This window comes from Streptomyces sp. NPDC054932 (genome assembly GCF_053610205.1).
Genome location: NZ_JBSGXU010000115.1, coordinates 1 through 26,527, shown reverse-complemented (window position 1 = coordinate 26,527; position 26,527 = coordinate 1). Strand labels below are relative to the sequence as shown.

Below are 26,527 nucleotides of genomic sequence, written 5' to 3'. Positions count from 1 at the left end.
GTACCGGTCGGACCTCCGCCGGAGCCGCGGTGGGCGTCCGTCAGCTTCGCGTGCCGCTCGCCCGGCGACGCAGGAGCCAGGTACCGCCGACGGCGGCAGCGGCCAGTACGGCCGCTCCCGCCGCGATCTTGGCGGGGTCGGTGGTGGTGGTCGTGCCACCGCCCACCCCGGTGTTGACGTGCCCCTGCGGGCCGCGCTCGCCGACGACCAGGTTCCCGGTGGCGAACTTGCCGTTCGCGCAGGTCGCGCCGATGCCGTAGGTGCCGGCGCGGGTGCCGTGGGCGACCTTGAACTGCCCCACGACCACCTCCTTGTGGGTGCCCGGGACCAGCTTGAACCGGCCGCCGCCCACCGTGCTGGCATCGCCGTCGGCGTGGCTGCCGCTGCCGCACGCGGTGGTGTTCACGGTGACCGTGGTGCCGGGCGCCGCGGACTTGGGCCACACCTCCAGCGGTGCGAAGTCCCCGGGCGCGAAGCCCACCATGCCGAGGTCCGCGGCGGCGACCGCGCCGGCGACCGGCCCGGTGAACGCGGCGGCGGTCAGCGCGGTCGCGGTCAGCACATGTGCGGTACGTCGGCGCATGAGGACTCTCCTGGAGACATGGGCTCGTGTTTCCGAGGAAACCCGGCCCGCCCGCCGCGCGCCTGCTGATGTTCCGTCAGGTATGCCTGTCATCGCCCCGCACACAGGCTGTCTGCGCAGGTCAAAGGAGTTTTGCGGCCATCGGGGCGGCTCGCGCCGTCCGGGTGACCGCGAGGGCGTCCGGAGACCGCGGCGCAAGGGTGCGTACCGTGGTGGGACGCGGGAGCGCCGGGACGCCCGGCCAGGCCCGCGCAGCGCCGAGCCGCATCCCAGGGAGGGCCCCGTGACACCGGTCGAACGGCTACCGGACCCGAGCGATCCGCTCCCGTTCTTCGTCTACGGGACCCTGCGCCCGGGCGAGGTCAACCACGACCTCTTCCTGCGCGGCCGCACCGCCTCGGAGGAACCGGCCACCCTCCCGGACACGGCGCTCTACGACGGCCCCGGATACCCCTACGCGGTCCACCGCCCCGGCACGGCGATCGTCGGCGAACTGATCACGGCGGCGCCGGGCGCGTACGGGAAACTGCTGGCCGCACTGGACCAGCTGGAGGAGTACGGCGGCCCGGGCCGCCCGGGGAACATCTACGACCGGATCGCCCGCCCGGCCCTGCGCCCCGACGGCACCACCGTCCGCGCCTGGGTCTATCTGGCGTCCCCGCTGATCGCCCGGGACCTGCGGGAATCGGGCACCGAGATACCCGGCGGCGACTGGTTTCGGCGCCGCTGACGGCTCACGGCCGACGGCTCACCGCAGCCCCGCTCACCGCCGACCGCGGGCTACAGGCCCTCGGCGCCGCGGTTGCGCAGCCGCTGGCCGTACTGCTGGAGCACCCACAGCTCCTCCTGCACGGCGGCCAGTTGCTCCGGCGGGGCCTGCGGGCCCAGCCGCGACAGCGTGCCCTGGATCTCGTGGACCCGGCGGTCGACGGCGCGCAGCCGCACCTGGACCAGCTGGACCCCCGCGTAGATCTCGTCCACCGTCTTCGCGTGGATGGCCTCGACCGCCAGCTCCGTGACGAGCGCGCGCACGGTGTCGTTCGGGGCGGCCCCGCGGACGCGGGCCAGGTAGTCCTCCGTGCCGAGCGCGGCGCCGCCCGCGTCCAGGATCGCCTGGCGCACGGCCGCGTAGGGCGGGGCGGTGAACTCGTCCATCCCGTACGCGTCGAAGGCCGGGGAGACCAGGGCCGGCCGCTGCAGCGCGAGCTTCAGCAGCTCACGCTCGGTGCGGTGGGCCGGGCTGCGCAGGTTCAGCGCGGGGCCGCCGGCCGGCTGGGCGGCGGGCGCGGGGGTGGCCTCGTAGGACTGGCGGCCCCGCTGCTGGCTGCCGCCGGGGCGGCCGCCCTGGGGGCCGTCTCCCTGGCCGCGCTCGCGGGCCCAGCGCGCCAGCTGCGCGACCCGCTTGACCACGAACTGCTCGTCGCGGATGCCCAGCATTCCGGCCAGCTGGACCGCCGACTCGTGCTGGATCGCGATGTTCTTGATGTTGGCGACGACGGGCGCGGCCTCGTCCAGCGCGGCCGCGCGGCCCGCCGGGTTCTCCAGGTTGTGCCGGGCCACGATGTGCCGCAGGGCGAACTCGAACAGCGGGGTACGGGCCTCCACCAGGCCGGCCACGGCCGCGTCGCCCTGCGCGAGGCGCAGGTCGCAGGGGTCCATCCCGCCGGGGGCGATGGTGATCGAGGTCTCCGCGGCGAACTTCTGGTCGTCCTCGAAGGCCCGCAGCGCCGCCTTCTGGCCCGCCGCGTCGCCGTCGAAGGTGAAGATCACCTCGGCGGTGGCGTTGTCCATCAGCAGCCGGCGCAGGATCTTGATGTGGTCCCCGCCGAAGGCCGTGCCACAGGTGGCGATCGCGGTGGTGACCCCGGCCATGTGGCAGGCCATCACGTCCGTGTAGCCCTCGACGACCACGGCCCGGGAGGTCTTCGCGATCTCCTTCTTCGCCAGGTCGATGCCGTACAGCACCTGGGACTTCTTGTAGATGGCGGTCTCGGGCGTGTTCAGGTACTTCGGCCCGTTGTCGTCGTCGCGCAGCTTGCGCGCGCCGAAGCCGACCACCTCGCCGCTGATGTCGCGGATCGGCCACATCAGCCGGCCGCGGAAGCGGTCGATGGGCTTGCCGCTGCGGCTGTCCTGGGCGAGCCCGGAGGTGATCAGCTCCTTGTCGCTGAAGCCCTTGCCGCGCAGGAAGCGGGTCAGGTGGTCCCATCCGGCCGGGCTGTAGCCCACGCTGAAGTGCGCGGCCGCGGCCTGGTCGAAGCCGCGCTCCGCCAGGAACTTGCGGCCGATCTCGGCCTCGGGGCCGCCCAGCTGGTCGACGTAGAACTGCGCGGCGGCCCTGTGTGCCTCGACCAGCCGGATGCGGTCACCGCGGCCGCTGGTGCCGGCGGTGTAGCCGCCCTCCTCGTACCGCAGGGTGATGCCGGCCAGGCCGGCCAGGCGCTCGACCGCCTCCGAGAAGGAGAGGTGGTCGATCTTCATGACGAAGTCGAGGGTGTCCCCGCCCGCCTGGCAGCCGAAGCAGTGGTAGAGCCCCTTGCTGGGGCTGACCTGGAAGGAAGGGGACTTCTCGTCGTGGAAGGGGCACAGGCCCTTGAGGTTGCCGCCGCCCGCGTTGCGCAGCTGGAGGTACTCGGAGACCACGGCGTCGATCGGGACCGCGTCCCGTACCGCCTTCACGTCGTCGTCGTTGATCCGTCCTGCCACCCGTGAAGTCTACGGCCGGGCGACGACAATCCGGTCAGGCCCCCTCGGCCTGCACCAGGGACTCCAGCGGAACGGACGGGTCCGCCAGCGCCTCGCGGCCGACCGGTGTCTTTGACCTGATCAGGGCCTGGATGTGCGCGGTGACGTCCCACACGTTCACATTCATTCCGGCCAGCACCCGCCCCTCCGACAGCCAGAAGGCGATGAACTCCCGCTTGCCCACGTCCCCGCGGATCAGCACCTGGTCGTAACCGCCGGGCGGCGCGTAGCCCGAGTACTCCAGGCCCACGTCGTACTGGTCGGAGAAGAAGTACGGCACCCGGTCGTAGCCGACCTCCTGCCCCAGCATCGCCCGCGCCGCGGCCGGACCGCCGTTCAGCGCGTTGGCCCAGTGCTCGACCCGCAGCCGGGTCCCGAGCACCGGGTGGTGGGCGGCGGCCACGTCCCCGACGGCGTAGATGTCCGGATCGGAGGTGCGCAGGGACGCATCCACCGCGATCCCGCCGCCATGCTCCCGGTCGACCAGGGCCAGCCCCGCGGTCTCGGCGAGCGCGGTCCGCGGCGCGGCCCCGATCGCGGCGAGCACCGCGTGCGCCGGGTGCTCCTCCCCGTCGTCCGTGCGGGCGGCCAGCACCATGCCGTCCTGGCCCACGACCTCGGTCAGCCGCGCCCCGAAGTGGAAGCGCACCCCGTGATCGGCGTGCAGGTCCGCGAAGAGCCGGCCGATCTCCGGGCCGAGGACCGCGTGCAGCGGGGTGGCCTCCGGCTCGACGACGGTGACCTCGGCGCCGTAGCCGCGGGCCGCGGCGGCCACCTCCAGGCCGATCCACCCGGCGCCCGCGATGAGCAGGTGGCCGTTGTCCCGGCCGAGCCCGGCGAGTACGCCCTTGAGCCGTTCGGCGTGCGCGAGGCGCCGCAGGTGGTGCACCCCGGCCAGGCCGGTGCCGGGGACGTCCAGGCGGCGCGGCTCGGCGCCGGTGGCCAGCAGCAGCTTGTCGTAGTGCAGGACCGTGCCGTCGCCGAGGACCACCTTCTTGGCGTCCCGGTCGAGGTGGACCGCCGGCTGGCCGAGGTGCAGCTCGATGTCGGAGGCCGCGTACCAGGACGCCTCGTGGACGAAAACGCTCTCCCGGTCGTCCTTGCCCGTCAGGTAGCCCTTGGACAGCGGGGGGCGTTCGTAGGGATGGTCGCGCTCGTCGCCGATCAGGATCACCCGCCCCGTGAACCCCTCGGACCTCAGCGTTTCGGCCGCCTTTGCCCCGGCGAGCCCTGCGCCGACGATGACGAATGTCCGGTGTGCGTCGACCACCTGATGCCTCCTCATAACCTCTCCGCCACATGCGACCACATGCGAGCGTCCCGCACCGAGCCTGCCGCGTGAAGGGGGAGTGGCTCGATCGGCTCACCTTTCGGCGCGTCGGCCGTGCCGGGTGAGGCGTGCGTGAAGGGAACGGGCGGATGCGTCGGTGAGGCACGCGATCTGGTCGATGACCGCCCTTTTCCTGGCCCGGTCGTCCGGGGCCGCGTCGAAGATCGCCCGGAACTGCGGGTCGAGCCCCTCGGGGGCGCGGGCGCTGAGCGCCTCGGCGAGTTCGGCCAGGACGATGCGCTGGTCGGCGCGGATTCGTTCCTGCTCGTCGCGCTGCATGACGTACAGGTCGGCGACCGCCTTGAGCACCGCGCACTCGTTGCGCGCCTCGCGCGGGATCACCAGTTCGGCACCGTACCGGGTGAGGCGTCCGGAGCCGTACGCCTCGCGGGTGGCCCCCTCGGCCGCCAGGCAGAAGCGGCCGATCAGCTGGCTCGTGGCGTCCTTGAGCCGGGCCTGGGCGACGGCCGAACCGTCGTACCCGTGCGGCCACCACTCCTCCTCCATCAGCCGGTCGAGGGCGGCCCGCAGCTCCTCGGGCTCGGTGTCGGCGGGGACGTAGCGGCCGATGGCCACCTGCCAGATCGCCGCGCGCTCGGGCTCGGCGAAGAGGAGGTTGGGGTCGACGTGGCCCGCGTGCAGGCCGTCCTCGAAGTCGTGGACGGAGTACGCGACATCGTCCGCCCAGTCCATGACCTGGGCCTCGAAGCACTTGCGGTCGGCGGGCGCGCCGCGGCGCAGCCAGGCGAAGACCGGCAGGTCGTCCTCGTACGCGCCGAACTTCACCGAGCCGGGGTCGGTGGGGTGGTCCCCGCGCGCCCACGGGTATTTGGTGGCGGCGTCCAGGCAGGCCCGGGTGAGGTTGAGGCCGACGCTGACAGGTTCGCCGCCCGCCGGGTCGGGGACGAACCGCTTGGGCTCCAGGCGGGTCAGCAGGCGCAGCGACTGGGCGTTGCCCTCGAAGCCCCCGCAGTCCTTGGCGAACTCGTTGAGCGCCTCCTCGCCGTTGTGGCCGAAGGGCGGGTGGCCCATGTCGTGGGAGAGGCAGGCGGCTTCGACGAGGTCGGGGTCGCAGCCGAGGGCGGCGCCGAGCTCCCGCCCGACCTGGGCGCACTCCAGCGAGTGGGTCAGGCGGGTACGGGGGCTCGCGTCCCAGTCGTACGAACGGCTGCCGGGGGTGACGACCTGGGTCTTCCCGGAGAGACGGCGCAGCGCGGCGGAGTGCAGGACACGGGCGCGGTCGCGCTGGAAGGCGGTCCGGCCGGGCCGTTTGTCGGGCTCGGCGGCCCAGCGCTCGATGTCGGCCGCGTCGTAGAGGCCGCGGTGGTCGTCGGTGAGGGCGTGCGTGGTGCCTTCCATGAAGAGACGGTAACCGGAACCTCTGACAAACCGGGATCAGGCGGAGACGAGTTCCGGCCGTACCCGGTCGAGCGGCAGGGCGCGGGCCTCGTCGTAGCGGTGCAGCAACAGCCTGGCCAGGGCCGGGTGGTCACCCAGCGGTGCGGCGGCGGGGCCGGGCGCCGCCGCGGCGGTCTGACCGGCGAACCGGCCGGGAGCGGCGAAGTACGAGGCCACGGCGATCCGGTGGTGACCGCGCGCGGCCAGGGCCCGGACGGCCTCGGGGGCGCTCGGTGCGGAGGCGGAGGCGTAGGCGGGGGTCACCGGGACGCCGCCGAGGCGTTCGGAGAGCAGGGCGGCGGTGCGGCGGGTGTCGGCCGCCGAGTCGGGGTCGCGGGAACCGGCGGCCGCGAGCACGACGGCCGAGCCGGGGGCCGGGGTCCAGCCGGTCTCCATGAGCCGCTCGTACAGGGCCTCGACGAGCAGCGGGTGCGGGCCCAGCGGGGCGGCGACGCGGGTGAGCAGATGGCCGGCCCGGGCGGCGGCCGCGGGGAGGTCACGCTTGACGTGGTACCCGCGGCCGAGCAGCAGCGGGACGAGCACCGCCGAGCCGGACAGCCCGCTCAGGGTGTCGTCGAGCAGCGGCGCATTCAGCTCGACGTGGCCGAGCCGGACGTCGAGCCGGGGGCGGAGCTCGCGGACCCGTTCGAGGAGGGCGAGGGCGGTGTGCAGGGCGCGCGGGTCACGGCTGCCGTGGGCCACGGCGACGAGGGTGGGCTGCATGGGCGGACTCCGGGTCGGCGCAGGCCGCTGAGCTGGGTGCCCAGCTGGAGGGTGATGCGGCCGAGGAGCTCGGCCGTACTGTCGAAGGGGAGGGCGGGAAAGTCGGGAGGGTGCACCGGCTCCGTCATGAACCGATCCTCCGCGCCCGAGGTTGCCGGTGCGTTGCGCGGGGATGACGGGTGTTTGCCGGGTGCTCACAGAGCGGCCGGACCGGTTGTCGGAGCCGGTGCCGAGCCGGTGCCGAGCCGGTGCCGAGCCGGTGCCGTGCCGGTTCCGGCGCGCGCCGTGGCCGCCCGGAAATGCGCGGCCGGGTGAACCGCGCGGCCCCCGCACGCGTCCTGACCAGCGGACGAGCAGCCGAGACACCAGGGGATGGATGATGCGCCGACCGCGCCTGCCGAGAGTCGAGTGGAGCCGGGCGGTGGCGACGCTGCGCAGCGTACGGACCCGGCGGCTGGCGGTGCAGACCGTCATGGCGGGCTGCGTGCTGGCCCTGCTGCCCTCGGCGTGGATGCACGCGGTGGCCGCCGACCGGCTGCGGACCACGGCCGACGCGCCCGCCGCCGAGGTGGCCGTGGTGTTCGGCGCGGGCCTGTGGCGGGGGCGGCCCACCCCCTACCTGGCCGACCGGCTCGACGCCGCCGCCGAGCTGTACCGCACCGGCAAGGTCAAGGTCGTCCTGGTCACCGGGGACAACAGCCGCACCGAGTACGACGAGCCGAACGCGATGCGGACGTACCTCACCGGCCAGGGGGTGCCGGACACGCAGATCGTCAGCGACTACGCCGGCTTCGACACCTGGGACTCCTGCGTGCGGGCCAAGGAGATCTTCGGCGTGCAGCGGGCCGTGCTGGTCACCCAGGGCTTCCACATCCGCCGGGCCGTCGCCCTGTGCCAGGCCGCGGGCCTGGACTCGTACGGCGTCGGGGTGGCCGACGTGCACGACGCCACCTGGTACTACGGCGAGACGCGCGAGGTCTTCGCGGCGGGCAAGGCGGCGCTGGACGCGACCTTCAAGCCCGCCCCGCACTTCATGGGACCGAAGGAGCAGGGGGTGTCGCAGGCGCTCGCCGCTCTGGCACACTGACGCCGCGCCGGATATGCCGATTAGTCATATGCCGGTCAGTCCGTACGAGCGTCAGGGGTGTGGAACCGTGACTGTTGTGGATCTGAGCGGCAAGGTCGTCGTCATCACCGGTGGAGCCCGCGGCCTGGGCGCCGCCGCGGCGCAGGCCGTCGTGGACGGCGGCGGCAAGGTGCTGATCACCGACGTCCTGGAGGCGGAGGGCGCGGAGACGGCCGCGAAGCTCGGCGGCGCGGCGCGCTTCGTCCGGCACGACGTGACCAGCGAGCCCGACTGGCAGGCGGCACTGGAGTACGCGCTCGCAGAGTTCGGGCACCTCGACGGCCTGGTGAACAACGCGGGCATCTCCACCGGCCGGCTTCTGGAGCACGAGAGCGTCGAGCACTTCCGCCGGGTCGTCGAGATCAACCTGGTCGGCGTGTTCATCGGCATCAAGGCCGCGATCCCGCTGCTGCGCGCGAACGGCGGCGGGTCCGTCGTCAACATCTCCTCCGCCGCCGGCCTGACCGGCCTCGCGCTCACCGCCGGGTACGGGGCCTCCAAGTGGGGCGTGCGCGGCCTCTCGAAGATCGGCGCGGTGGAGCTCGCCGAGGCGCGGATCCGCGTCAACTCCGTCCACCCCGGCATGACCCTGACCCCGATGACCGCCCCGATCGGCATCCGGTCCGGCGAGGGCAACTACCCCGGCGCCCCGCTCGGCCGCGTCGGCCTCCCCGAGGAGATCGCCGCGGCGGTCGCCTTCCTGCTCTCGGACGCTGCCGGATACATGACGGGCGCCGAACTCGCGGTCGACGGAGGCTGGACCGCGGGCATGACGGTGAAGCACCTGACGGGCCGGTGACCCGCCCCTGCGCCTCCCCGGGCGGGACGGCCGGATATTCGCGTGCCGCCGCCGGGGCGCCGCACTACGGTCTGCCCGTGGAACAGGACGGACCCCTTGTACGTGACGTCTTCCCCGACCTGACGGCACAGCTCGTTCGGCTGCTGGAGGAGGAAGGGGAGCCCTGGCTCGCCCTCTGCGCGTACGACCTCCGCCTGCTCGAGGAGTGCGGCTGCCGCGACGACTTCTGCCAGAGCTTCCTCACCCACCCGCATCCGTCCGGCACGCCCTACGGTCCCGGTCACCGCATGGTCGCCCTCGACCCGGGCAACGGGTTCCTGAACCTCGATGTCGTCGACGGCCGGATCGTGTACGTCGAGCTCGTCGACCGCCCACCGCTGCGCCGGGCCTCACCGCAGCCGTCCGGCGGCGCTGAGGCGGAGCACCCGGACTTGTAACGCGCAGCGACGGCCGGCGTAACACCCCCGACCCACGCTGGAGGGTATGCGCACCGCCGACTCCGCCACCGACACGCACTGCCCGTACTGCGCCCTGCAGTGCGGGATGAGGCTCCGCCCCGCACCGGGCGGCGCCACCGTGGCGGTGGAGGAGCGCGCCGACTTCCCCGTCAACCGGGGCGCGCTGTGCGGCAAGGGCCGCACCGCGCCCGCCGTGCTCTCCTCCCGGGTGCGCCTGACCCAGCCGCTCGTCCGCACCCACGCCGGGCAGCTGGAGCCGGCCACCTGGGAGGAGGCCCTCGACGCCGTCGCCGAGGGCCTCGCCCGCACGGGCCGCTCGTACGGGCCGGACGCCGTCGGGGTCTTCGGCGGAGGCGGGCTCACCAACGAGAAGGCCTACGCACTCGGCAAGTTCGCCCGCGTCGCCCTGCGCACCTCGCAGATCGACTACAACGGCCGCTTCTGCATGTCCTCGGCCGCCGCCGCCCACCAGCGGGCCTTCGGGCTCGACCGCGGGCTGCCCTTCCCGCTGGAGGACATCCCGCGCACCGGCTGCGTGATCCTCGTCGGCTCCAACCTGGCCGAGACCATGCCGCCCGCCCTGCGCTACCTCACGGAGCTCAAGGCGAACGGCGGCACCCTCATCGTCATAGACCCGCGCCGCACCCGCACCGCCGAACAGGCCGACCTGCACCTCGCCCCGAGGCCCGGCACCGACCTCGCGCTCGCCCTCGGCCTGCTGCACCTGATCGTCGCCGAGGGCCGCACCGACGAGGAGTTCATCGCCGAGCGCACCTCCGGCTGGGAGGAGGCCCGGGCCGCCGCCATGGCCCACTGGCCCGAGCTGGTGGAACGCATCACCGGGATATCCGTCCCCAGGCTCCGCGAGGCCGTGGCGATGTTCTGCGCCCCGGAATCCGCCATGGTCCTCACCGCCCGGGGGCCCGAGCAGCAGTCCAAGGGCACCGACACCGTCGGCGCCTGGATCAACCTGTGCCTGGCCACCGGCCGGGCCGGGCGCCCGCTGTCCGGCTACGGCTGCCTCACCGGGCAGGGCAACGGCCAGGGCGGCCGCGAGCACGGCCAGAAGGCCGACCAGCTCCCCGGCTACCGCAAGCTCACCGACCCGGCGGCCCGCGCCCACGTGGCCGGGGTCTGGGGCGTGGACCCCGACAGCCTCCCCGGACCGGGCCGCAGCGCCTACGAACTCCTCGACGCCCTCGGCACGGACGTGAAGGCCCTGCTCCTGATGGGCTCGAACCCGGTGGTCTCGGCCCCCCGCGCCGCCCACATCGAGGACCGCATCCGCTCCCTGGACTTCCTCGCGGTCGCGGACGTCGTCCTCTCCGAGACGGCGGCCCTTGCGGACGTCGTCCTCCCGGTCACCCAGTGGGCGGAGGAGACCGGCACCACCACCAACCTGGAGGGGCGCGTCCTGCTCCGCCGCCGGGCCCTGACCCCGCCGCCGGGGGTCCGCAGCGACCTCGACGTCCTGCACGGACTCGCCGCCCGCCTCGGCGTCGAGAAGGGCTTCCCCACCGCGCCGGAGGAGGTCTTCGAGGAACTGCGCCGCGCCTCGGCCGGCGGGCCGGCGGACTACTCGGGCATCAGCTACGCCCGGATCGAGGCCGAGCAGGGCGTCTTCTGGCCCTGCCCCGAGGGCTCCGGGGGGACCGAGCGCCTCTTCCTGGACCGCTTCGCCACCGACGACGGCCGGGCCCGCTTCGTGGCCGTCTCCCACCGCGAGGCCGCCGAGGTCCCCGACGCGGACTACCCGCTCCTGCTCACCACCGGCCGGGTGGTCGCCCAGTACCAGTCCGGCGCCCAGACCCGCCGGGTGGACGAGCTGAACGCGGCCGCCCCCGGCCCCTTCGTGGAACTCCACCCGCGCCTGGCCGCCCGGATCGGCGCGGTCGACGGCAGCCCGCTGGCGGTGACCTCCCGCCGCGGCCGCGCGGTGGCCCCGGCCCGCATCACGGACGCCATCCGGGCGGACACGGTCTTCATGCCCTTCCACTGGCCGGGCGAGGGCCGCGCCAACTCCCTGACCAACCCGGCCCTCGACCCGGTCTCCCGGATGCCGGAGTTCAAGGTCTGCGCGGTCCGCGTCGAGCCGGCCTGATCAGGCGCCGTCCGAGAAGGTCGGGCGCATGGCCTCCACCAGCCGGGCCAGGAACACCTCCTCCCCGGGGGCGGCGAGCTCCGGGTACTCCGCCTCGAAGTGCTCCCACTCGGCGCCCACACAGCCCTCGGGGGCGATGTGCACGATGTCGAGGAGCTCCACGTCCCGGTTCGGCTGGGGAGCCTCGCCCGCCTGCCGGAACACCTCCTGGAGCAGCGCGTTCGGCAGCCGGTGCCGTTCGGCCAGCAGGACCGCGTCGTACAGGTCCTTGCCCTGCGGGTGCCGGTCGCTGATGAGCCACAGCACCTTCCAGGCCAGCGACAGGGGCGCGGTCGCGGCGAGGACCACCGCCCCGCAGGCGAGTTCGACCGGCTCCGGCGGGACCGGGAGCCGCTCGTTGAAGACGAAGTCCAGCTGGACCTGCCCGTCCGGCAGGCCGGGCACGGACCACGGCAGCACCATGCGCCGCCCCGGCACCCGGTCGTACGTCCAGATCTCCTCGGACATCGCCCCCGCGCCCTTGATCCCGGCCCGCCCGTCCGCGGCCGCCGCGATGCCGTCCAGCATCCGCCCGGTCCGGCCGTCCTCCATCCGCCAGGTTTCGGGGACCACCACGAAGTCCAGGTCGCCGGGCTCCCGGGCGGCCCCCCCGAACCAGTCGGCCATCAGCGCGCTGCCCCGCAGCACCAGCGAGTCCGCCCACGGCGACTCCGAGACCGCCAGCAGGACCGCGTCCATCGCCGCCCGCCGCGCCCGCATCCAGACGGCGGTCCTCCCGGGGTCGTCGAAGACCGGGTCACCGGCCCGGTACCCCTGGAAGTTGTGCCGCAGCGACGGGTCGAAGACCGCCCGCTGCCGTACGTCGTCCCCGGCGACCGGTCGCAGCGTCCTCGGCAGGTGCCGGGCCGCACGCGTCCGCTCGTCCAGCGGCTCGTTCGGCAGGTGCGTGCTGTCCATGCCGAACTCCTGCCACGTGCTCACCGCGCCCCCTCCGCGAAGGTCGGCGCCAGCGCCGCCAGCAGCCGCTCGGCGTAGGACTCGGCGGAGCCGGAGATCCCCGGGTAATCGGCCCGGAAGGTGTCCCAGTCGGCCCACTTGACCTCGGCGAAGGCATCCAGGGTCAGCGGGGTGTCCGAGGGCGCCTTCGGCGGGAAGTACTCGCCCGACTCCCGGAAGACCGTGTGGACCAGCTCGTACGGAGCCGTGCAGCGCTCCGCGAGCAGGACCGCGTCGTAGAGGTCCTTGCCCTGCGGGTACATGTCCGTGGCCAGCCAGACCAGCTTCCAGGCCAGCGACAGCTCCGGTGTGGCCGCCCGCAGCCGCACCCCCGCGACATCGGCCGGCTCCGGCGCCGCCGGGAGCCGCTCGTTGAAGACGAAGTCCAGCTGGACCTGGCCCCCGGGCAGCCCCGGGGCCGACCAGGGCAGGACCAGCCGCCGCCCGGGGACCCGCTCGTACGTCCAGATGTCCTCGGAGACCGCCGCACCCGCGGCCATCACCATCCCGCCCTGCTCGTCGGCGGCCCGCTCGGCCGCCTCCGCGACGGCGGCCAGCAGCTTCCCGGTGCGCGGCTCCCCGATCCCCCAGTCCTGCGGGACCACCACGAAGTCCAGGTCGTGCGGCTCCCGTGCCGCCGCCCCGAACCAACCGGCCATGAGCATGCTGCCGCGCAGCACCAGCGAATCCGCCCAGCCCGACCGCGCGACGCCGCGGGCCACCACGTCCAGCGCGGTGCGGCGGGCGGCCCGCCAGGCCGGGCGCAGCGCGTCGTCCACCGCCGCGTCCGTGATCCGGTAGCCGTCCGCGAAGTGCTTCAGCGCCGGGTCGAAGACCCGGGCTCCGGGGCCCGCCGCGTCCAGTCCGGCCGTCGAAGTGCGCGGCAGGCTGATCTGGCGCCGCCTCCAGTCGTCCCTGACCGCATCCTGCCCGCCCGTCCCGGTCATGCCGTCTCCCCTTCGCCGATCCACCCGTCGTCCACCGACAGGTCGCTGTCGTACAGCACGAACTCCCGCTCCTGCGAACGGATCTCGTACCCGGCCGTACCGAGCGCCGCGACCAGCGCGTCGCAGGCCGCCCCCGCCTGCGCCGCCGTGCCGCGCCACCGCTGGGTCACGAACCGCTCGTGCGCGCCGCCGGCCAGGACCCGGCGGGCGTTCCAGGACAGGTGGGCCCCGTGCGGGACGACCGCGGACTCCAGGGCTGCGCGGTCGAAGTCCGCGGGCAGCAGCAGCTTCAGGTGGTGCTCGAAGTAACCGCCGCCCGGGCCGGGGGAGTCCGTGGTCCACGGGACCGTCTCCACCTTGACCCGGACCGGGTCGAAGCCGGCCGCACGCAGCCGCGGCACCAGGACTTCGTGGCCCGTGCGGTCCGGCAGGGTCAGCATCGGCTGGGAGACCATCCGGCCGCGGGCCAGCAGGATGTGGGTGACCTTCAACTCCCGCGCCCCGGCCCAGGCGTCCAGGCGTGCCAGCTCCGCCGCATCCGCGCAGCGCACCGTCACATGGGTTTCGTACTCCGACATGGCGTCGATCATCTCGGACATGCGTCCGATCCGCATCGGCGTTCCCGCCGGGGGGTAACCATCCGGTCACGCACCGGACTCAGAAAGTGCTCGCACGCCCCTCGTGGCCGCGATGTGTCGTACCCCACACTGAGGTGCGGTGCCCCCGTCCTCGGAGCCCTGGAGGTCGCCCCCGTGCAGACCCGGACCCTGACCGTGAACGTGAGCGAGTCCTCGGAGGCCAAGGCCGTGGACGAAGAGCCCGAGGTACTGGAGCTGATCGAGCCGGTGCCCGTGCCGCGCAGGCGCAGCAGCAGCGACAGCGGAGGCGGAGCGGGCCCTTCCGCCGACTTGTTCCGGCAGTACCTCCGCGAGATAGGCAGGATCCCGCTGCTGACCGCCGCCGAGGAGGTCGATCTCGCGCGACGCGTCGAAGCGGGCCTGTTCGCCGAGGAGAAGCTCGGCACCACCCCCGACCTCGACTCCCAGCTCGCCCTCGACCTGGACAAGCTCGTGGTCATGGGGCGGATGGCCAAACGCCGTCTCATCGAGTCGAACCTGCGGCTCGTCGTCTCCGTCGCGAAGCGGTACGTCGGCCGCGGGCTCACCATGCTCGACCTCGTGCAGGAGGGGAACCTCGGGCTGATCCGGGCCGTCGAGAAGTTCGACTACGCCCGCGGGTACAAGTTCTCCACCTACGCCACCTGGTGGATCCGGCAGGCGATGTCCAGGGCCCTCGCCGACCAGGCCCGGACCATCCGCGTGCCCGTCCACGTCGTCGAGCTGATCAACCGGGTCGTCCGCGTCCAGCGCCGCATGCTCCAGGAACGCGGGTACGAACCCACCGCAGAAGAGGTCGCCGTCCACCTGGAGCTGACCCCCGAGCGGGTCCTGGAGGTGCTCCGCCTCGCCCAGGAACCGGTCTCCCTGCACGCCCCGGTGGGCGAGGAGGACGACGTCGCGCTCGGCGACCTCATCGAGGACGGGGACGCCGCCTCGCCCGTGGAATCGGCCGCGTTCTTCCTGCTGCGCGAGCACCTGGAAGCCGTCCTGTCGACCCTCGGCGAGCGCGAGCGCAAGGTCGTGCAGCTGAGGTACGGCCTCGCCGACGGGCGGCCCCGCACCCTGGAGGAGATCGGCCGGATCTTCGGCGTGACGCGCGAGCGGATCCGCCAGATCGAGTCCAAGACCCTCAACAAACTGCGCGACCACGCCTTCGCCGACCAGCTCCGCGGATACCTGGACTGACGGCACCGAACGCCGGGCCAACGGAAAAGGGGGCGCCCCGCCAGGCGCCCCCACCCCGAACCTCTCCGGTCGTCTAGTCGACCTCGGCCACCGCCTGCGCGAACTGCGCCGCGTACAGCCGCGCGTACGCACCGCCCGAGGCCAGCAGCTCCTCGTGCGTGCCCTGTTCCACGATCGAACCGCTCTCCATCACCAGGATCACGTCCGCGTCGCGGATCGTGGAGAGCCGGTGCGCGATCACGAAGGACGTACGGCCGCGCGCGAGCCGCGCCATCGCCTTCTGGATCAGCACCTCGGTACGGGTGTCCACCGAGCTCGTCGCCTCGTCGAGCACCAGGATCACCGGATCCGACAGGAACGCCCGGGCAATGGTGATCAGCTGCTTCTCGCCCGCGCTGACGCCCGCGCCCTCGTCGTCCAGCACGGTGTCGTAGCCGTCAGGCAGCGTGCGGATGAACCGGTCGGCGTGGGCGGCCCGCGCCGCCGCCTCGATCTCGGCACGCGTGACCTCGCGCGAAGCACCGTAGGCGATGTTCTCCGCGATGCTGCCGCCGAACAGCCAGGTGTCCTGGAGCACCATGCCGATGCCGCCGCGCAGTTCCTCGCGGGTCATCTTCGCGATGTCCACCCCGTCGAGGGCGATCTCCCCGCCGGTGACCTCGTAGAACCGCATCAGCAGGTTGACCAGCGTGGTCTTGCCGGCGCCGGTCGGGCCGACGATCGCGACCGTGTGGCCCGGCTCGACCGTGAGGGAGAGGTTGTCGATCAGCGGCTTGTCCGGCTCGTACCGGAAGGCCACCTTGTCGAAGGTGACCTGACCCCGCAGCTCCTCCGGACGCTCCGGAACCTCGGCGTCCGGCTCCTGCTCCGCCGCGTCCAGCAGCTCGTAGACCCGCTCCGCCGAGGCGACGCCCGACTGCACGAGGTTCGCCATCGAGGCGACCTGCGTCAGCGGCATCGAGAACTGCCGCGAGTACTGGATGAAGGCCTGCACGTCACCGATCGAGAGGGTGCCGGAGGCGACCCGGAGACCGCCGACGACGGCTATCAGCACGTAGTTGATGTTCGAGATGAAGAACATCACCGGCTGCATGATGCCGCTGACCAGCTGCGCCTTGAAGGAGGCCCGGTACAGCGCCTCGTTCTGCTCGGCGAAGAGGGCCGCGGACTCCTTCTGCCGGCCGAAGACCTTGACCAGGTTGTGCCCCGAGTACATCTCCTCGATGTGGGCGCCCAGCGCGCCGGTCGTCTTCCACTGCGCCACGAACTGCGGCTGCGACTTCTTGCCGATCCTCGCCGCGACGAAGACCGACAGCGGCACGGTCACCAGCGCGACCAGCGCCAGCAGCGGCGAGATCCAGAACATCATCACCAGCACACCGACGATGGTCAGCAGCGAGTTCAGCAGCTGGCCCATCGTCTGTTGGATCGTCTGGCCGATGTTGTCGATGTCGTTCGTGGCCCGGCTCAGCACCTCGCCGCGCTTCTGCTGGTCGAAGTACGACAGCGGCAGCCGCGACAGCTTCGCCTGCAGCTCCTCGCGCATCCGGTAGACGGTGCCGTTCATGACGTGGTTCGACAGCCTCGTCGCGACCAGCATCAGCAGACCGGCCAGGGTGAAGACCAGCAGGGCCCACAGCGCCACCACCCCGACGGCGCCGAAGTCGATGCCCTGACCCGGCGTGAAGTCGGTACCGGCGAGCATGTCCGCCATGCCGTCCTGACCCCTGGCCCGCAGCCCGTCCAGCGCCTGCTGCTTGGTGGTCCCGGCCGGCATCTCCCGGCCGACGATCCCCGCGAACACCAGGTCGGTGGCCTCACCGAGGATCTTCGGTCCCACCACCGCGCAGCCGACGCTGCCGACGACGGCCGCGACCATGCCCCAGATCTTGACCCGGTCGTACGCGAGCTGACGCAGCAGCCGCTTGCCCGAGCCCTTGAAGTCCATGGACCGCTGGGCCGGCCCCATCATCATCCGTCCTCCGGGCCCGCTCATGCGGCCTCCGCCTCCGTCAGCTGGGAGAGCACGATCTCCCGGTAGGTCTCGTTGCCGGCCATCAGCTCGTGGTGGCGTCCCTCGCCCACGACCTGGCCCTCGTCCAGGACGATGATCCGGTCGGCGTCCCGGATCGTGGAGACCCGCTGGGCGACGATGACCACGGTCGCGTCCTCCGTCTCGCGGGCGAGCGCCGCGCGCAGCGCCGCGTCCGTCGCGTAGTCCAGGGCCGAGAAGGAGTCGTCGAACAGATAGATCTCCGGGCGCTGCACGAGCGTGCGCGCGATGGCCAGACGCTGGCGCTGGCCGCCGGAGACATTGGTTCCGCCCTGGCTGACCGGGGCCTGGAGGCCACCCTCCAGCGCGGAGACGAATTCCTTGGCCTGGGCCACCTCCAGCGCCTGCCAGAGCTCCTCGTCACTCGCCTCCGGGCGCCCGTAGCGCAGGTTGGAGGCGATCGTTCCGGAGAACAGGTACGGCTTCTGCGGCACCATGCCGACCGTCCTGGCCAGCAGTTCCGGGTCGAGCCCGCGGACGTCCTCCCCGTCGACGAGGACCTCGCCGCCGGTCGCGTCGAACAGCCGCGGGACCAGGCCCAGCAGCGTGGACTTGCCGCTTCCGGTCGAACCGATCACCGCCGTGGTCTCGCCGGGGCGGGCCACCAGGTCCACCCCGCGCAGGACCGGCGCCTCGGCGCCGGGATAGCGGAAGTCGGCGCCGCGCAGCTCCAGGCGCCCGCGGCGGGCGAGTTCGCGCACCGGGTCGCCCGGCGGGACCACGCTGGACTCGGTGTCCAGGACCTCCTGGATGCGCTCGCCGCAGACCTCGGCGCGCGGCACCATCATGAACATGAAGGTGGCCATCATCACGGCCATGACGATCTGCATCAGGTAGGCGAGGAAGGCCGTCAGCTGGCCGATCTCCATGCCGCCGCTGTCGATGCGCATCGCACCGAACCAGATGACGGCGACGCTGGAGATGTTCACGACCACGATGACGGTGGGGAACATGTACGCCAGGAGCTTGCCGGCGGCCAGCGAGATGCCGGTCAGGTCGGCGTTGGCCTCGCGGAAGCGGTCCTTCTCGTAGTCGTCGCGGACGAAGGCGCGGATCACCCGGTTGCCGGTGATCTGCTCGCGCAGGACCCGGTTCACCGTGTCCAGCCGCTCCTGCATCTGGCGGAACAGCGGCCGCGTCCTGAAGACGATGGCGCCGACCGAGATCCCGAGCACGGGCACCACGGCGAGCAGGACGCCGGACAGCTTCACGTCGAGCGAGAGCGCCATGGCGATACCGCCGACGCACATGATCGGGGCCGACACCATGAGGGTGAAGGTCATCAGCACCAGCATCTGGACCTGCTGGACGTCGTTCGTCGTACGGGTGATCAGCGACGGGGCGCCGAACTGGCCGAGCTCCCGCGCCGAGAAGCTCTGCACGCGGTCGAAGACGGCGGCGCGGACGTCGCGGCCGAAGGCGGCGGCCGTGCGGGCACCGTAGTAGACGGCTCCGACGTTGCAGACGAGCTGGATGAGGGAGACACCCAGCATCAGCGCGCCGAAGCGCAGGATGTAGCCGGTGTCGCCGTTGACGACACCGTTGTCAATGATGTCGGCGTTGAGGGTGGGCAGATAGAGGCTCGCGCTGGTCTGCAGCAGCTGCAGCAGGACCAGCACCGCGATGGGTTTCCGGTACGGGCCCAGGTGGGTCCGCAGAAGTCGTATGAGCACGCGCAGGCTCCGGTCGGCATGATCGAGGGGTTCAACCCATCTTGGGCCAACCGGCCCTCTGATCCCCACCGGATTTCGCAAAGCCCGGTCAAAAGGACCAGCCGCCCCGACCCGCGCCCCAGGGCCCGTCCAGCCGATCAGGCCGGGCCCTGGGCCCGTCTAGAACGCCCCGGGGTGGATCTGCTCCCGCGTCGCGATGTACTGCTGGCGCACCGCCTGCCACGCCGGGAACTCCTCGCCCGGCTCGAAGACCTGGGCCGCGGGGCCCGGCCAGACCGGCGGGGTGTGCGGGGCCAGCGTGCCCTGCGCCACCCCGAGCGCCCAGGCCGCCTGGCGCGCCGCGCCCAGCGCCGCGTAGTCGGCCGGCGCCGGTACGACGACCTGCGTACCGAACAGCCCCGGCGCGGCCGCCTGCACGGCGGGCAGCTCGGCCGCCGCGCCCAGCAGGAACACCCGGCGGATCTCGACGCCGCGCGAGCGCAGTACGTCCAGCGCGTCCACCAGCCCGCACAGCATGCCCTCGAAGGCGGCCCGGGCCAGATGCTCCGGCTTCATCGAGTCCCGGCGCAGCCCGGACAGGGTCCCGGCGGTGTGCGGCAGGTTCGGGGTCCGCTCACCCTCCAGGTACGGCAGGAGTACGAGGCCGTGCGCGCCCGGCGTCGACTTCAGCGCGAGGTCGGACAGCCCCTCCAGATCGGTGCCGAGCAGCTCGGCGGTGCCGCGCAGGGCCCGTACGGCATTGGACGTGTTCACCACAGGCAGGTGCATGCCGGTGGCGTCGGCGAGGGAGGTGACCAGCCCGCCCGGCTCCGACACGGCCTCGTGGTGGACCGCCATCACCGAACCGGACGCACCGAGCGAGACCACCGCGTCGCCGGGGCCCAGCCCCAGCCCGAGCGCCGCGGCCATCGTCTCGCCCGTACCGGCGGATATCAGCAGCCCCTCGGGCGTGGTCCCGGCGGCATCGGCCGGGCCGAGCACCTCGGGCAGCAGCGCCCGGTGCCCGAGCGCCAGCTCGACCAGGTCGGGGCGCCAGGTACCGGTGGCCGTCGACCAGTACCCGGTTCCGGAGGCGGCGCCGCGGTCGGTGGTCCGCCGGGCGGGCCGGCCCAGCAGCTGCCAGACCAGCCAGTCGTGCGGGGACATCAGCACGGCCACCCGGCGGGCCGCCTCGGGCTCGGTGCGGGCCAGCCAGGCCAGCTTCGAGACCGGCTGCGCGGAGTGCGGGACCGAGCCGACCGCCTCGGCCCAGGCCCGCCGGCCGCCGAGGGCGTCGACGAGGTCGGCGGCGGCGACCTGGCCGCGCTTGTCGTTGCCGACGAGGGCGGGACGTACCAGGCCGCCCTGCGGGTCCAGCGGCAGCAGCCCGTGCTGCTGCGCGGAGACCCCTATGGCCTGGACCCCTTCGAGGAGCCCGCCGCCGGCGGCCTCGCCGAGCGAGAGCAGCCAGGCCTGCGGGTCGGTCTCGTGGGGATTCGCGCCGTCCGGTTCGTGCGTGGGCTGCGGATGGGGCGCGTACCCCTGGCGCAGCACGGCGCCGGTCTCGGCGTCACAGACGACGATGCGTGTGAAGGCGGAAGAGCTGTCCAGCCCGGCGACTATCCCCATGCGGAGAATTCTGCCGCACGCGGGGCCGGTCTCGACCGTTCCGGAGCCCCCGGAACCTCATGGATCCCGTGGGCCCCGGCGCGCGGACCTGTGCAGCTCAGGTGTTGCTGGTTCCCCAGTCGTCGTCGGCGCCACCGCCGACCCGGTCGCGCAGTCCCCGTACCCGCCCCGCGAGCGAGTCCGGCACGGCGTCGCCGACCTTCTGGCTCACCGCGGTGAAGGCCTTCCCGGCGAACTCGCGCCCGGTCTGGCCGGCGGTCTCGGCGGCGTTGCGCACCGCGGGGTTCTGCGCGATCTGCCGTGCGGACTTCCGCAGCTGCTCGTAGCGCTCGCGTCCGGCCCGGGTTCCGAGCACGTACCCGAGGGCCAGTCCGACCACGAACGTGACCTTGTACCGCATGCCTGTCACCCTTCGTCGTGTGGTGCCCGGCCCGCTGTCGATACCGATTGGCGGAGCACCCCCCTGCTTGCGCTAATCTATGACTCGCAACGGGCACTCGCCCCCCGGCAACGCCGGAGGTGGGCTGTTCGATGCACCGCAGCAATCCCCTGTAGCTCAATTGGCAGAGCAGCCGGCTGTTAACCGGCAGGTTACTGGTTCGAGTCCAGTCGGGGGAGCGCGGTCCCCTGTAGCTCAATTGGCAGAGCATTCGGCTGTTAACCGGAGGGTTGCTGGTTCGAGTCCAGCCGGGGGAGCAAGGAAGAAGAGGACCCCATGGGGTCCTCTTTTTTTCTTTTTGTCACCCCGTTCCGGAACCGGACAGCGCTCAGTACGGTCTCTCTGAACAGGCGAAGCCGATCATGCGAGGCATCCGAGGCAGGAGATCGTATGAGCGGCTATGCTGCGGCAGACGGCGCGCACACGTGTACGCGCCACGCCGTGAAGGGGCGGTAGCTCAGCCGGTTAGAGCAGCGGACTCATAATCCGTCGGCCGTGGGTTCGAGTCCCACCCGCCCCACCGCACACCAGGTGTGCAGAAACGATCTGACCAGGGATCTCCCTGGTCGCGCGAGTCACTACGGTGATCCTGGCGGCCCCTCGGGGCCGCCTTTCGCGTTCCAGGGGACGGTCAGGGGACGGTCAGGGGACGGACGTCCGCCTGCTTCGCCGGGGTGTTGCTGATCACAGCCGGGCGCCCACGGTCGTTCCTGGTGTCGGGACGACCCCCGCGGGAGGCGGCCCGGCGTTCGTGCGCTCCGCGGGCAGATCCTCGGACGCGTCGCCGAGTTCGAGGACTTCTCCACGCCGTGGCCCGAGGGCCACCTCGAGGCCCAGGGCTTCCGGGCCGGCATCCGCAGGGTCGTCAACGTCCAGGACTCCTTCACCCGGATACGGCGGGAGCGGGTGCAGAGCCGACGTGAGCAGCCTGGGCGGCTTCGTCGGCGCCTGTACCCGCTCTTCGCCGAAGCCGACCCGCACAAGCTGCGGGAGCGTGCCGGAAGGGGCGCTGAGCGGCGTCTTCGCGGCAGTTCGGGGTGAGGTCGGGCAACCGGCCCGGCACGTTCGGAGCGAAGGCGGACGTACGCATGCCTCCGAGCCCGTCCGGCAAGGACGCACGCCGCACCGGGCCTGCGCACACGGCAGGCCGGGGAGATCGCTCGCGCGCGCGGGCTCACCGGCCCGGAACCTCCAACGGCCCGAGGTGTGCGGCGCGGCCTGCGCGCAGCAGGGGGGCGGACGGGGAGGTGTCAGACCTGGACGGTTGTCTGCCGTTGCGCGGGGGCTTCGGTCGGCGCCGGCGCGCCCGGCGGGAAGCCGCCTCCCGCCACGGGTCCGACCGGTGCGGGGGTGCCGCCCGCCCGGAGTTCGGCCAGGCCCGAGCTGATGCCGCGCTTCAGCAGCCGGGACAGCGGGCGTTCGATGATCCGGTGCACCAGGTAGGCGGCCACCAGCATGCCCACCGTGACCAGCGCGACCAGGGGCCACTTCGGGATCCGGTCGTGGAGCAGCCTGATGGCCGTCCACCCGATCGCCTCGTGCAGCAGGTACAGGGGATACGTCAGGGAACCGGCGACCGTCAGCCAGCGCCAGCGGATGCGGGAGAGCCAGCCGAGCGACACCGCGGCCATCACCGCGTAGCACAGCAGGATCATCGCGTAGGCGGGCCAGGCCGGCAGGTGCCGGCCGCCGAGCGCCGCGTCGATCGCGTGCTGGTGGTCGCGGGCGTAGATCAGGGACAGCGCCAGGCTGACGCCGATGATCGTCCAGAGCAGCAGGGTCGGCCGGAAGCGGTACATCAGGTAGAAGGCGAGACCGGCGATGAAGAACGAGGAGATCCAGGGCATCGCGATCACCTGGAGGGGGCCCCACTCCATCGCGACGCTGCCCAGACCCGCCACCGTCCACAGCATGCAGAAGGCGACCACGCGGCGGTAGGTCAGGCCCTGCCGGACGACGAGGCAGAACAGCAGGTAGAAGCAGAGCTCGTACCAGAGCGTCCAGTACGAGGCGTCCACGTTGGTGATGTGCATCGCACCCTGAAGCATCGTCAGGTTCGCCAGCACCTCGTGCGCGTGCAGTGGCTGGACCACCATCGGCCACACCATCAGCACGGCGGTGGTCGCCAGCACCCCGAACCAGTAGGCCGGGTACAGGCGGACGACCCGGGACGTGAAGAAGTCGCCCAGGCTCCGGCCCCAGGTGCTCATGCCGATCACGAAGCCGCTGATCAGGAAGAACAGGCTGACACCCGTCCACATGTAGGCCCCGAACTTGGAGGCCAGCGGGAAGACGTGGGCGATCGGGCGCGACCATGCGTTGCCCGCCCCGGCGGCGGCGCCGCCGTAACCGACGTAGTGGTGGAACACCACCATCAGCGCGGCCAGGATGCGCAGTCCGTCCAGCACCACGAGGCGCTCACCGGCCCGCGCGTTCCGTCTGCGACCGCCACGGGCGGCCGCGGCGGGTATGCCCCGGGCAGGCTGATTCGTGGACTCCACGTGACTTTCCCCCAGGGGTTCCGATCTGCCCCGGACCTCTTGGCGGTGGACTGGTTCGGTCTACGCGGCGAACGGGGATGCTCGGGGGATTGTAGACCAAGTGCGCCCTGCGCCGTGGGCGTCAAGGGCGCCCTCGACCAGGCCCCCGGCATCCCCGCCATGCGCCGAAACCGCAGGTGCGGAAACGATCGCACCTGCGGTTTCGGCGTTCCGGGGCGCCGGACCGGGGGCTCGGCCTGGGGTACGGCGCCCGCCGCCGCGCCGGGACCCGCACCTCGGCTCGGGAGCACCGGGAGTGCGGGTACCCGGGGCGGGCGTGGGTCAGAAGTCCTCCGTTTCGTCCGTGAGGTGGCGCAGTACGTCCGTCAGGTCCTGGCGGCGGGCGAACGCCGCCCGTTGGCGGTGGGCGCCCGAGCCGTCGCGCAGGAGGCCCGCCATGGTCTTCGCCGCGTGGTCGAGGTCGCCGGCGGCGGCCAGATCCGGGGCGACCAGGTCCAGCAGGGCCTCCGCCAGGTCCGCCGCGGGGAGTTCCGTCCCCGAGTACGGGTCGAGGCCGAAGCCCTCCAGGCCGTCGTGGGCCGCCCGCCAGCGCGCGAGGCGCAGGACGTCGTCCCGTACGGCCGGCTCGGGGCGCCGCTCCCCGATCTCGCGCAGTGCCGTGGAGACCAGGGCCCGGGCCAGTTCGGCCTGGAGGACGGCCGCGTCGATGTCCGGCGACATGTCGGGCGCCCGGATCTCGAGCGTCGGCCAGTGTCCGGAGGGGCGGAGGTCCCAATAGACCATCTTGGTGTCCAGGGCCGCCCCGGAGCCGAGCAGGGTCTGCACCGAGCGCCGGAAGTGGGCCGTGGACGTGAAGTGCGGGGGCAGGCCCGCCGAGGGCCAGCCGGACCAGGCCATCGCCCGCCAGCTGGCGTGACCGGTGTCACGGCCGCCCCAGAACGGCGAGTTGGCGGCCAGCGCGATCAGCGTGGGCAGCCAGGGTCTGATCCGGTTGGACACGGCCACCGCCGTGTCCACGTCGAGCGTGCCGATGTGGATGTGGCGGCCGCAGCTGACCAGCGTGTCGGTGAGCGCGCCGAAGCGGCGGTGCTGTTCGCGCTGGCGCGGCTCGTCGTCGGTCAGGTGCAGCGGCCCCTCCACGGCGACGACCGGCGAGGGGGCGGCCAGCAGCCGGCAGCCGTGGGCGCGGGCGGCCCGGCCGAGGGTGCGCCGCAGGGTGGCGAGCTCGGCGCGCAGGGTGGCGGCCGAGTGGGCTATCGGGGTGGATATCTCCACCTGGTAGCGGGTGCCCTCGGGGTGCAGCTCGCCGGGCAGCCCGCCGGCCGTCGCCAGGACCAGCGGGGCGGCGGGGACCACCCGGAAGGTGCGGGCGTCGACGAGCAGGAACTCCTCCTCGACGCCGACGGTGAGGGGGACGGTGGGGCGCACCGTGTTCTGCGTCGTGCCGGTGCTCGTGGTGCTGTTGCCAGGTTCGATCACTACGCCTCCCTGGACATACGAGTCTTTTCATCATGAGCTGAACCCGAGGTGAGGAGCGCACGTCGATTCAGTCAAATGTCCGGTGATAGTGGCGAGTTACCGGCAATAAGCCGCCCGTTCCGGGAGCCCGGAGCCGGGTGGGGCGACTGTTGCCGGTGTGTGAAAGGACGGCAGGGCCCCGAGGGCGGCGGAGGGCCGGTGGTTATCATCCGCTGTGACCCGTGCGACCGCGCCACCCCGCCCCCGGCGGCGAATATTCGCCGACCTCACCCCGCTCAGCGCGTCCCCCGACTACCGGCGTCTGTGGCTCGGCGGCACCATCTCCTGGGTCGGCCAGGCGATGACCACCCTCGCGATCTCGCTCCAGGTCTACGACATCACCCGCTCCAGCTTCTCGGTCGGGCTCGTCGGTCTCTTCTCGCTCGTCCCGCTCGTCGTCTTCGGCCTCTACGGCGGTGCGATCGCCGACACCGTCGACCGGCGCAAGCTCGGCCTGTACAGCTCGCTGGGCGCCGCCGCGCTGTCGGTCGCGCTCGCCGCGGCCGCGCTGCTCGGCTTCCACAACGTCTGGTTCCTGTACGCCGTCGTCGCGCTCCAGGCGGTCTGCGGGGCGCTCACCGGACCGGCGCGGTCCGCCATGATCCCGAGGCTGCTCCCGGCCGAACAGCTGCCGGCCGCCAATGCCCTGAACTCCGTGACCATGACCTTCGGGATGATGGTCGGCCCGGCCCTCGGCGGGTTCATCGTCGCCTTCGGGGGCTACGAGACGGCCTACCTGATCGACACCGTCACCTTCACCGCCGCGCTCTACGCGATGTGGCGGCTGCCGGCGATGAAGCCCGACCGGGCCGAGGGTGCGCGGGGGAGGGCCTCGGTCGTCGACGGCCTGCGTTTCCTCGGCACCCGTCCGAACATCCGGATGACCTTCTTCTCCGACCTGGCCGCCATGGTGCTCGCCCAGCCCCGGGCGCTGTTCCCGGCCGTGGCCGGGCTCTGGTACGGCGGCGGCGCCGGTACGGTCGGCCTGCTGGTCGCCTCGATGGCCGCCGGGGCGCTGCTGGGCGGGCTGCTCTCCGGCTGGCAGGGCCGCATCCGCCGGCACGGTCTGGCGATCCTGCTCGCCGTCGCGGGCTGGGGGCTGGCCGTCGCCGTGTTCGGGTTCACCCGGAACCTGTGGCTCGGCATGTTCTTCCTGGCCCTGGCCGGGTACGCGGACACCGCCTCGATGGTGTTCCGCACCACCATGCTCCAGGCCGCCACCCCCGACGACATGCGCGGCCGCCTGCAGGGCGTCTTCATCGTGGTCGTCGCGGGCGGGCCCCGGCTCGGTGACTTCCTCGCCGGGACCACCGCCGACCTGACCTCCCCGGCCGTGGCCGTCACGGGCGGGGGGCTGGCGTGCGTGCTGGTGCTGGGGCTGCTCGCGATGCGGTGGCGGAACTTCGCCCGGTACGACGCGCGGTCCCCGCAGGCCTAGTCGCTGGGACCGCTGGGCCGGACGGTGCGTGGGGTGGTGGCCGGCCGGCCGGCCGTGCGCTGCCGCCTGCCGCCTGCCGCTTGCCGGCGGGGTCGACGAGCGGGCCGGGGCGTGCCGGGCGGGCCGGGCCGAGCTGGGCCGAGCCGTGCCGGGCGAGCCGAGCCGGGCGAGCAGTGGCGGGCGGGTCGGGTTCGGTGGGGCCGGGTGTGTGCCGGGGCGTCTCCTCGGGCGCCGAACGGGACCCGGGGTCGGAAGGTGTGGCGGCGGTGCGTTCGGCGCCCTGCGG

21 protein-coding genes and 3 tRNA genes are annotated in these 26,527 nt (G+C 72.8%); 10 read left to right on the top strand and 14 right to left on the bottom strand.

Annotated elements, in window-relative coordinates:
• Positions 1–40 precede the first annotated feature (40 nt).
• A complete protein-coding gene (locus tag ACWGE1_RS26675; RefSeq protein WP_453423011.1) occupies positions 41–583 on the bottom strand; it encodes a hypothetical protein in 543 nt (180 codons plus the stop codon).
• A gap of 283 nt (positions 584–866) precedes the next feature.
• On the opposite strand from ACWGE1_RS26675, the gene ACWGE1_RS26670 reads away from it, so the two are divergent.
• Positions 867–1,313, top strand: a complete 447-nt coding sequence (locus ACWGE1_RS26670; protein WP_453423010.1) for a gamma-glutamylcyclotransferase family protein — start codon at positions 867–869, stop codon at positions 1,311–1,313.
• A 50-nt stretch (positions 1,314–1,363) separates the two neighbouring features.
• Here ACWGE1_RS26670 and dnaG read toward each other — a convergent pair whose 3' ends face one another.
• The 4 genes from dnaG to ACWGE1_RS26650 all read right to left on the bottom strand — a co-directional run bounded on the left by dnaG (position 1,364) and on the right by ACWGE1_RS26650 (position 6,779).
• Entirely contained in the window at positions 1,364–3,289 is a 1,926-nt protein-coding gene (dnaG, locus tag ACWGE1_RS26665) for a DNA primase (protein ID WP_453423009.1), read from the bottom strand.
• A gap of 34 nt (positions 3,290–3,323) precedes the next feature.
• Positions 3,324–4,598: an NAD(P)/FAD-dependent oxidoreductase gene (locus tag ACWGE1_RS26660; protein WP_453423008.1), complete on the bottom strand. Its 1,275-nt coding sequence runs from the start codon at positions 4,596–4,598 to the stop codon at positions 3,324–3,326.
• 93 nt (positions 4,599–4,691) lie between these two features.
• Entirely contained in the window at positions 4,692–6,017 is a 1,326-nt protein-coding gene (locus ACWGE1_RS26655) for a deoxyguanosinetriphosphate triphosphohydrolase (RefSeq protein ID WP_453423007.1), read from the bottom strand.
• A gap of 36 nt (positions 6,018–6,053) precedes the next feature.
• Entirely contained in the window at positions 6,054–6,779 is a 726-nt protein-coding gene (locus ACWGE1_RS26650; RefSeq protein ID WP_453423006.1) for a sirohydrochlorin chelatase, read from the bottom strand.
• Positions 6,780–7,158: 379 nt separating this feature from the next.
• On the opposite strand from ACWGE1_RS26650, the gene ACWGE1_RS26645 reads away from it, so the two are divergent.
• The 4 genes from ACWGE1_RS26645 to ACWGE1_RS26630 all read left to right on the top strand — a co-directional run bounded on the left by ACWGE1_RS26645 (position 7,159) and on the right by ACWGE1_RS26630 (position 11,263).
• Positions 7,159–7,866 carry a SanA/YdcF family protein gene (locus ACWGE1_RS26645; RefSeq protein ID WP_453423012.1) on the top strand — a complete coding sequence of 236 codons (708 nt, stop codon included), beginning with the start codon at positions 7,159–7,161 and terminating at the stop codon, positions 7,864–7,866.
• A 28-nt stretch (positions 7,867–7,894) separates the two neighbouring features.
• Positions 7,895–8,704: a glucose 1-dehydrogenase gene (locus ACWGE1_RS26640; protein ID WP_453423005.1), complete on the top strand. Its 810-nt coding sequence runs from the start codon at positions 7,895–7,897 to the stop codon at positions 8,702–8,704.
• Positions 8,705–8,781: 77 nt separating this feature from the next.
• Positions 8,782–9,141, top strand: coding sequence for a hypothetical protein (locus tag ACWGE1_RS26635; RefSeq protein ID WP_453423004.1), 360 nt, complete (start codon positions 8,782–8,784; stop codon positions 9,139–9,141).
• A 46-nt stretch (positions 9,142–9,187) separates the two neighbouring features.
• Positions 9,188–11,263, top strand: a complete 2,076-nt coding sequence (locus ACWGE1_RS26630) for a molybdopterin oxidoreductase family protein (protein ID WP_453423003.1) — start codon at positions 9,188–9,190, stop codon at positions 11,261–11,263.
• Here the strand turns inward: ACWGE1_RS26630 and ACWGE1_RS26625 are convergent, their stop codons facing one another.
• From ACWGE1_RS26625 to ACWGE1_RS26615, 3 genes are read right to left on the bottom strand one after another with little or no spacing between them, the layout of a single operon-like run.
• Positions 11,264–12,220 carry a nucleotidyl transferase AbiEii/AbiGii toxin family protein gene (locus ACWGE1_RS26625; protein ID WP_453423002.1) on the bottom strand — a complete coding sequence of 319 codons (957 nt, stop codon included), beginning with the start codon at positions 12,218–12,220 and terminating at the stop codon, positions 11,264–11,266.
• Between the two features lie 20 nt (positions 12,221–12,240).
• Positions 12,241–13,206 (bottom strand): nucleotidyl transferase AbiEii/AbiGii toxin family protein, encoded by a 966-nt coding sequence (locus ACWGE1_RS26620; RefSeq protein WP_453423001.1) that lies wholly within the window; start codon positions 13,204–13,206, stop codon positions 12,241–12,243.
• Positions 13,203–13,805, bottom strand: a complete 603-nt coding sequence (locus ACWGE1_RS26615; RefSeq protein WP_453423000.1) for a hypothetical protein — start codon at positions 13,803–13,805, stop codon at positions 13,203–13,205. The genes ACWGE1_RS26620 and ACWGE1_RS26615 overlap by 4 nt, the downstream gene beginning before the upstream one ends.
• A gap of 93 nt (positions 13,806–13,898) precedes the next feature.
• Between ACWGE1_RS26615 and ACWGE1_RS26610 the strand changes: the two genes are divergently transcribed.
• Positions 13,899–15,011, top strand: coding sequence for an RNA polymerase sigma factor (locus ACWGE1_RS26610; RefSeq protein ID WP_453422999.1), 1,113 nt, complete (start codon positions 13,899–13,901; stop codon positions 15,009–15,011).
• Positions 15,012–15,084: 73 nt separating this feature from the next.
• Here the strand turns inward: ACWGE1_RS26610 and ACWGE1_RS26605 are convergent, their stop codons facing one another.
• The 4 genes from ACWGE1_RS26605 to ACWGE1_RS26590 all read right to left on the bottom strand — a co-directional run bounded on the left by ACWGE1_RS26605 (position 15,085) and on the right by ACWGE1_RS26590 (position 20,745).
• Positions 15,085–17,007 (bottom strand): ABC transporter ATP-binding protein, encoded by a 1,923-nt coding sequence (locus tag ACWGE1_RS26605; RefSeq protein WP_453422998.1) that lies wholly within the window; start codon positions 17,005–17,007, stop codon positions 15,085–15,087.
• The gene (locus ACWGE1_RS26600; protein ID WP_453422997.1) at positions 17,004–18,737 is read right to left on the bottom strand and encodes an ABC transporter ATP-binding protein; all 1,734 of its coding nucleotides are present in this window, start codon (positions 18,735–18,737) and stop codon (positions 17,004–17,006) included. The genes ACWGE1_RS26605 and ACWGE1_RS26600 overlap by 4 nt, the downstream gene beginning before the upstream one ends.
• A 159-nt stretch (positions 18,738–18,896) precedes the next feature.
• On the bottom strand, positions 18,897–20,345 hold the full coding sequence (locus ACWGE1_RS26595) for an FGGY family carbohydrate kinase (RefSeq protein ID WP_453422996.1): 1,449 nt from the start codon (positions 20,343–20,345) through the stop codon (positions 18,897–18,899).
• Between the two features lie 97 nt (positions 20,346–20,442).
• Positions 20,443–20,745 (bottom strand): YtxH domain-containing protein, encoded by a 303-nt coding sequence (locus ACWGE1_RS26590; protein WP_401280798.1) that lies wholly within the window; start codon positions 20,743–20,745, stop codon positions 20,443–20,445.
• Between the two features lie 145 nt (positions 20,746–20,890).
• Here ACWGE1_RS26590 and ACWGE1_RS26585 point away from each other — a divergent pair.
• The 3 genes from ACWGE1_RS26585 to ACWGE1_RS26575 all read left to right on the top strand — a co-directional run bounded on the left by ACWGE1_RS26585 (position 20,891) and on the right by ACWGE1_RS26575 (position 21,304).
• Positions 20,891–20,963, top strand: a tRNA-Asn gene (locus ACWGE1_RS26585).
• A gap of 5 nt (positions 20,964–20,968) precedes the next feature.
• Positions 20,969–21,041 (top strand) — tRNA-Asn (locus ACWGE1_RS26580).
• Between the two features lie 189 nt (positions 21,042–21,230).
• A tRNA-Ile gene (locus ACWGE1_RS26575) sits at positions 21,231–21,304 on the top strand.
• A gap of 730 nt (positions 21,305–22,034) precedes the next feature.
• On the opposite strand, the gene ACWGE1_RS26570 is transcribed toward ACWGE1_RS26575, so the two are convergent.
• Positions 22,035–23,285, bottom strand: coding sequence for an acyltransferase family protein (locus ACWGE1_RS26570; protein ID WP_453422995.1), 1,251 nt, complete (start codon positions 23,283–23,285; stop codon positions 22,035–22,037).
• A 321-nt stretch (positions 23,286–23,606) separates the two neighbouring features.
• Complete coding sequence (locus ACWGE1_RS26565) at positions 23,607–24,764, bottom strand: carboxylate-amine ligase (RefSeq protein WP_453422994.1); 1,158 nt, start codon at positions 24,762–24,764, stop codon at positions 23,607–23,609.
• Between the two features lie 214 nt (positions 24,765–24,978).
• Here ACWGE1_RS26565 and ACWGE1_RS26560 point away from each other — a divergent pair, with 214 nt between their 5' ends.
• Positions 24,979–26,241 (top strand): MFS transporter, encoded by a 1,263-nt coding sequence (locus ACWGE1_RS26560; protein ID WP_453422993.1) that lies wholly within the window; start codon positions 24,979–24,981, stop codon positions 26,239–26,241.
• The last annotated feature ends 286 nt before the right edge of the window (positions 26,242–26,527 follow it).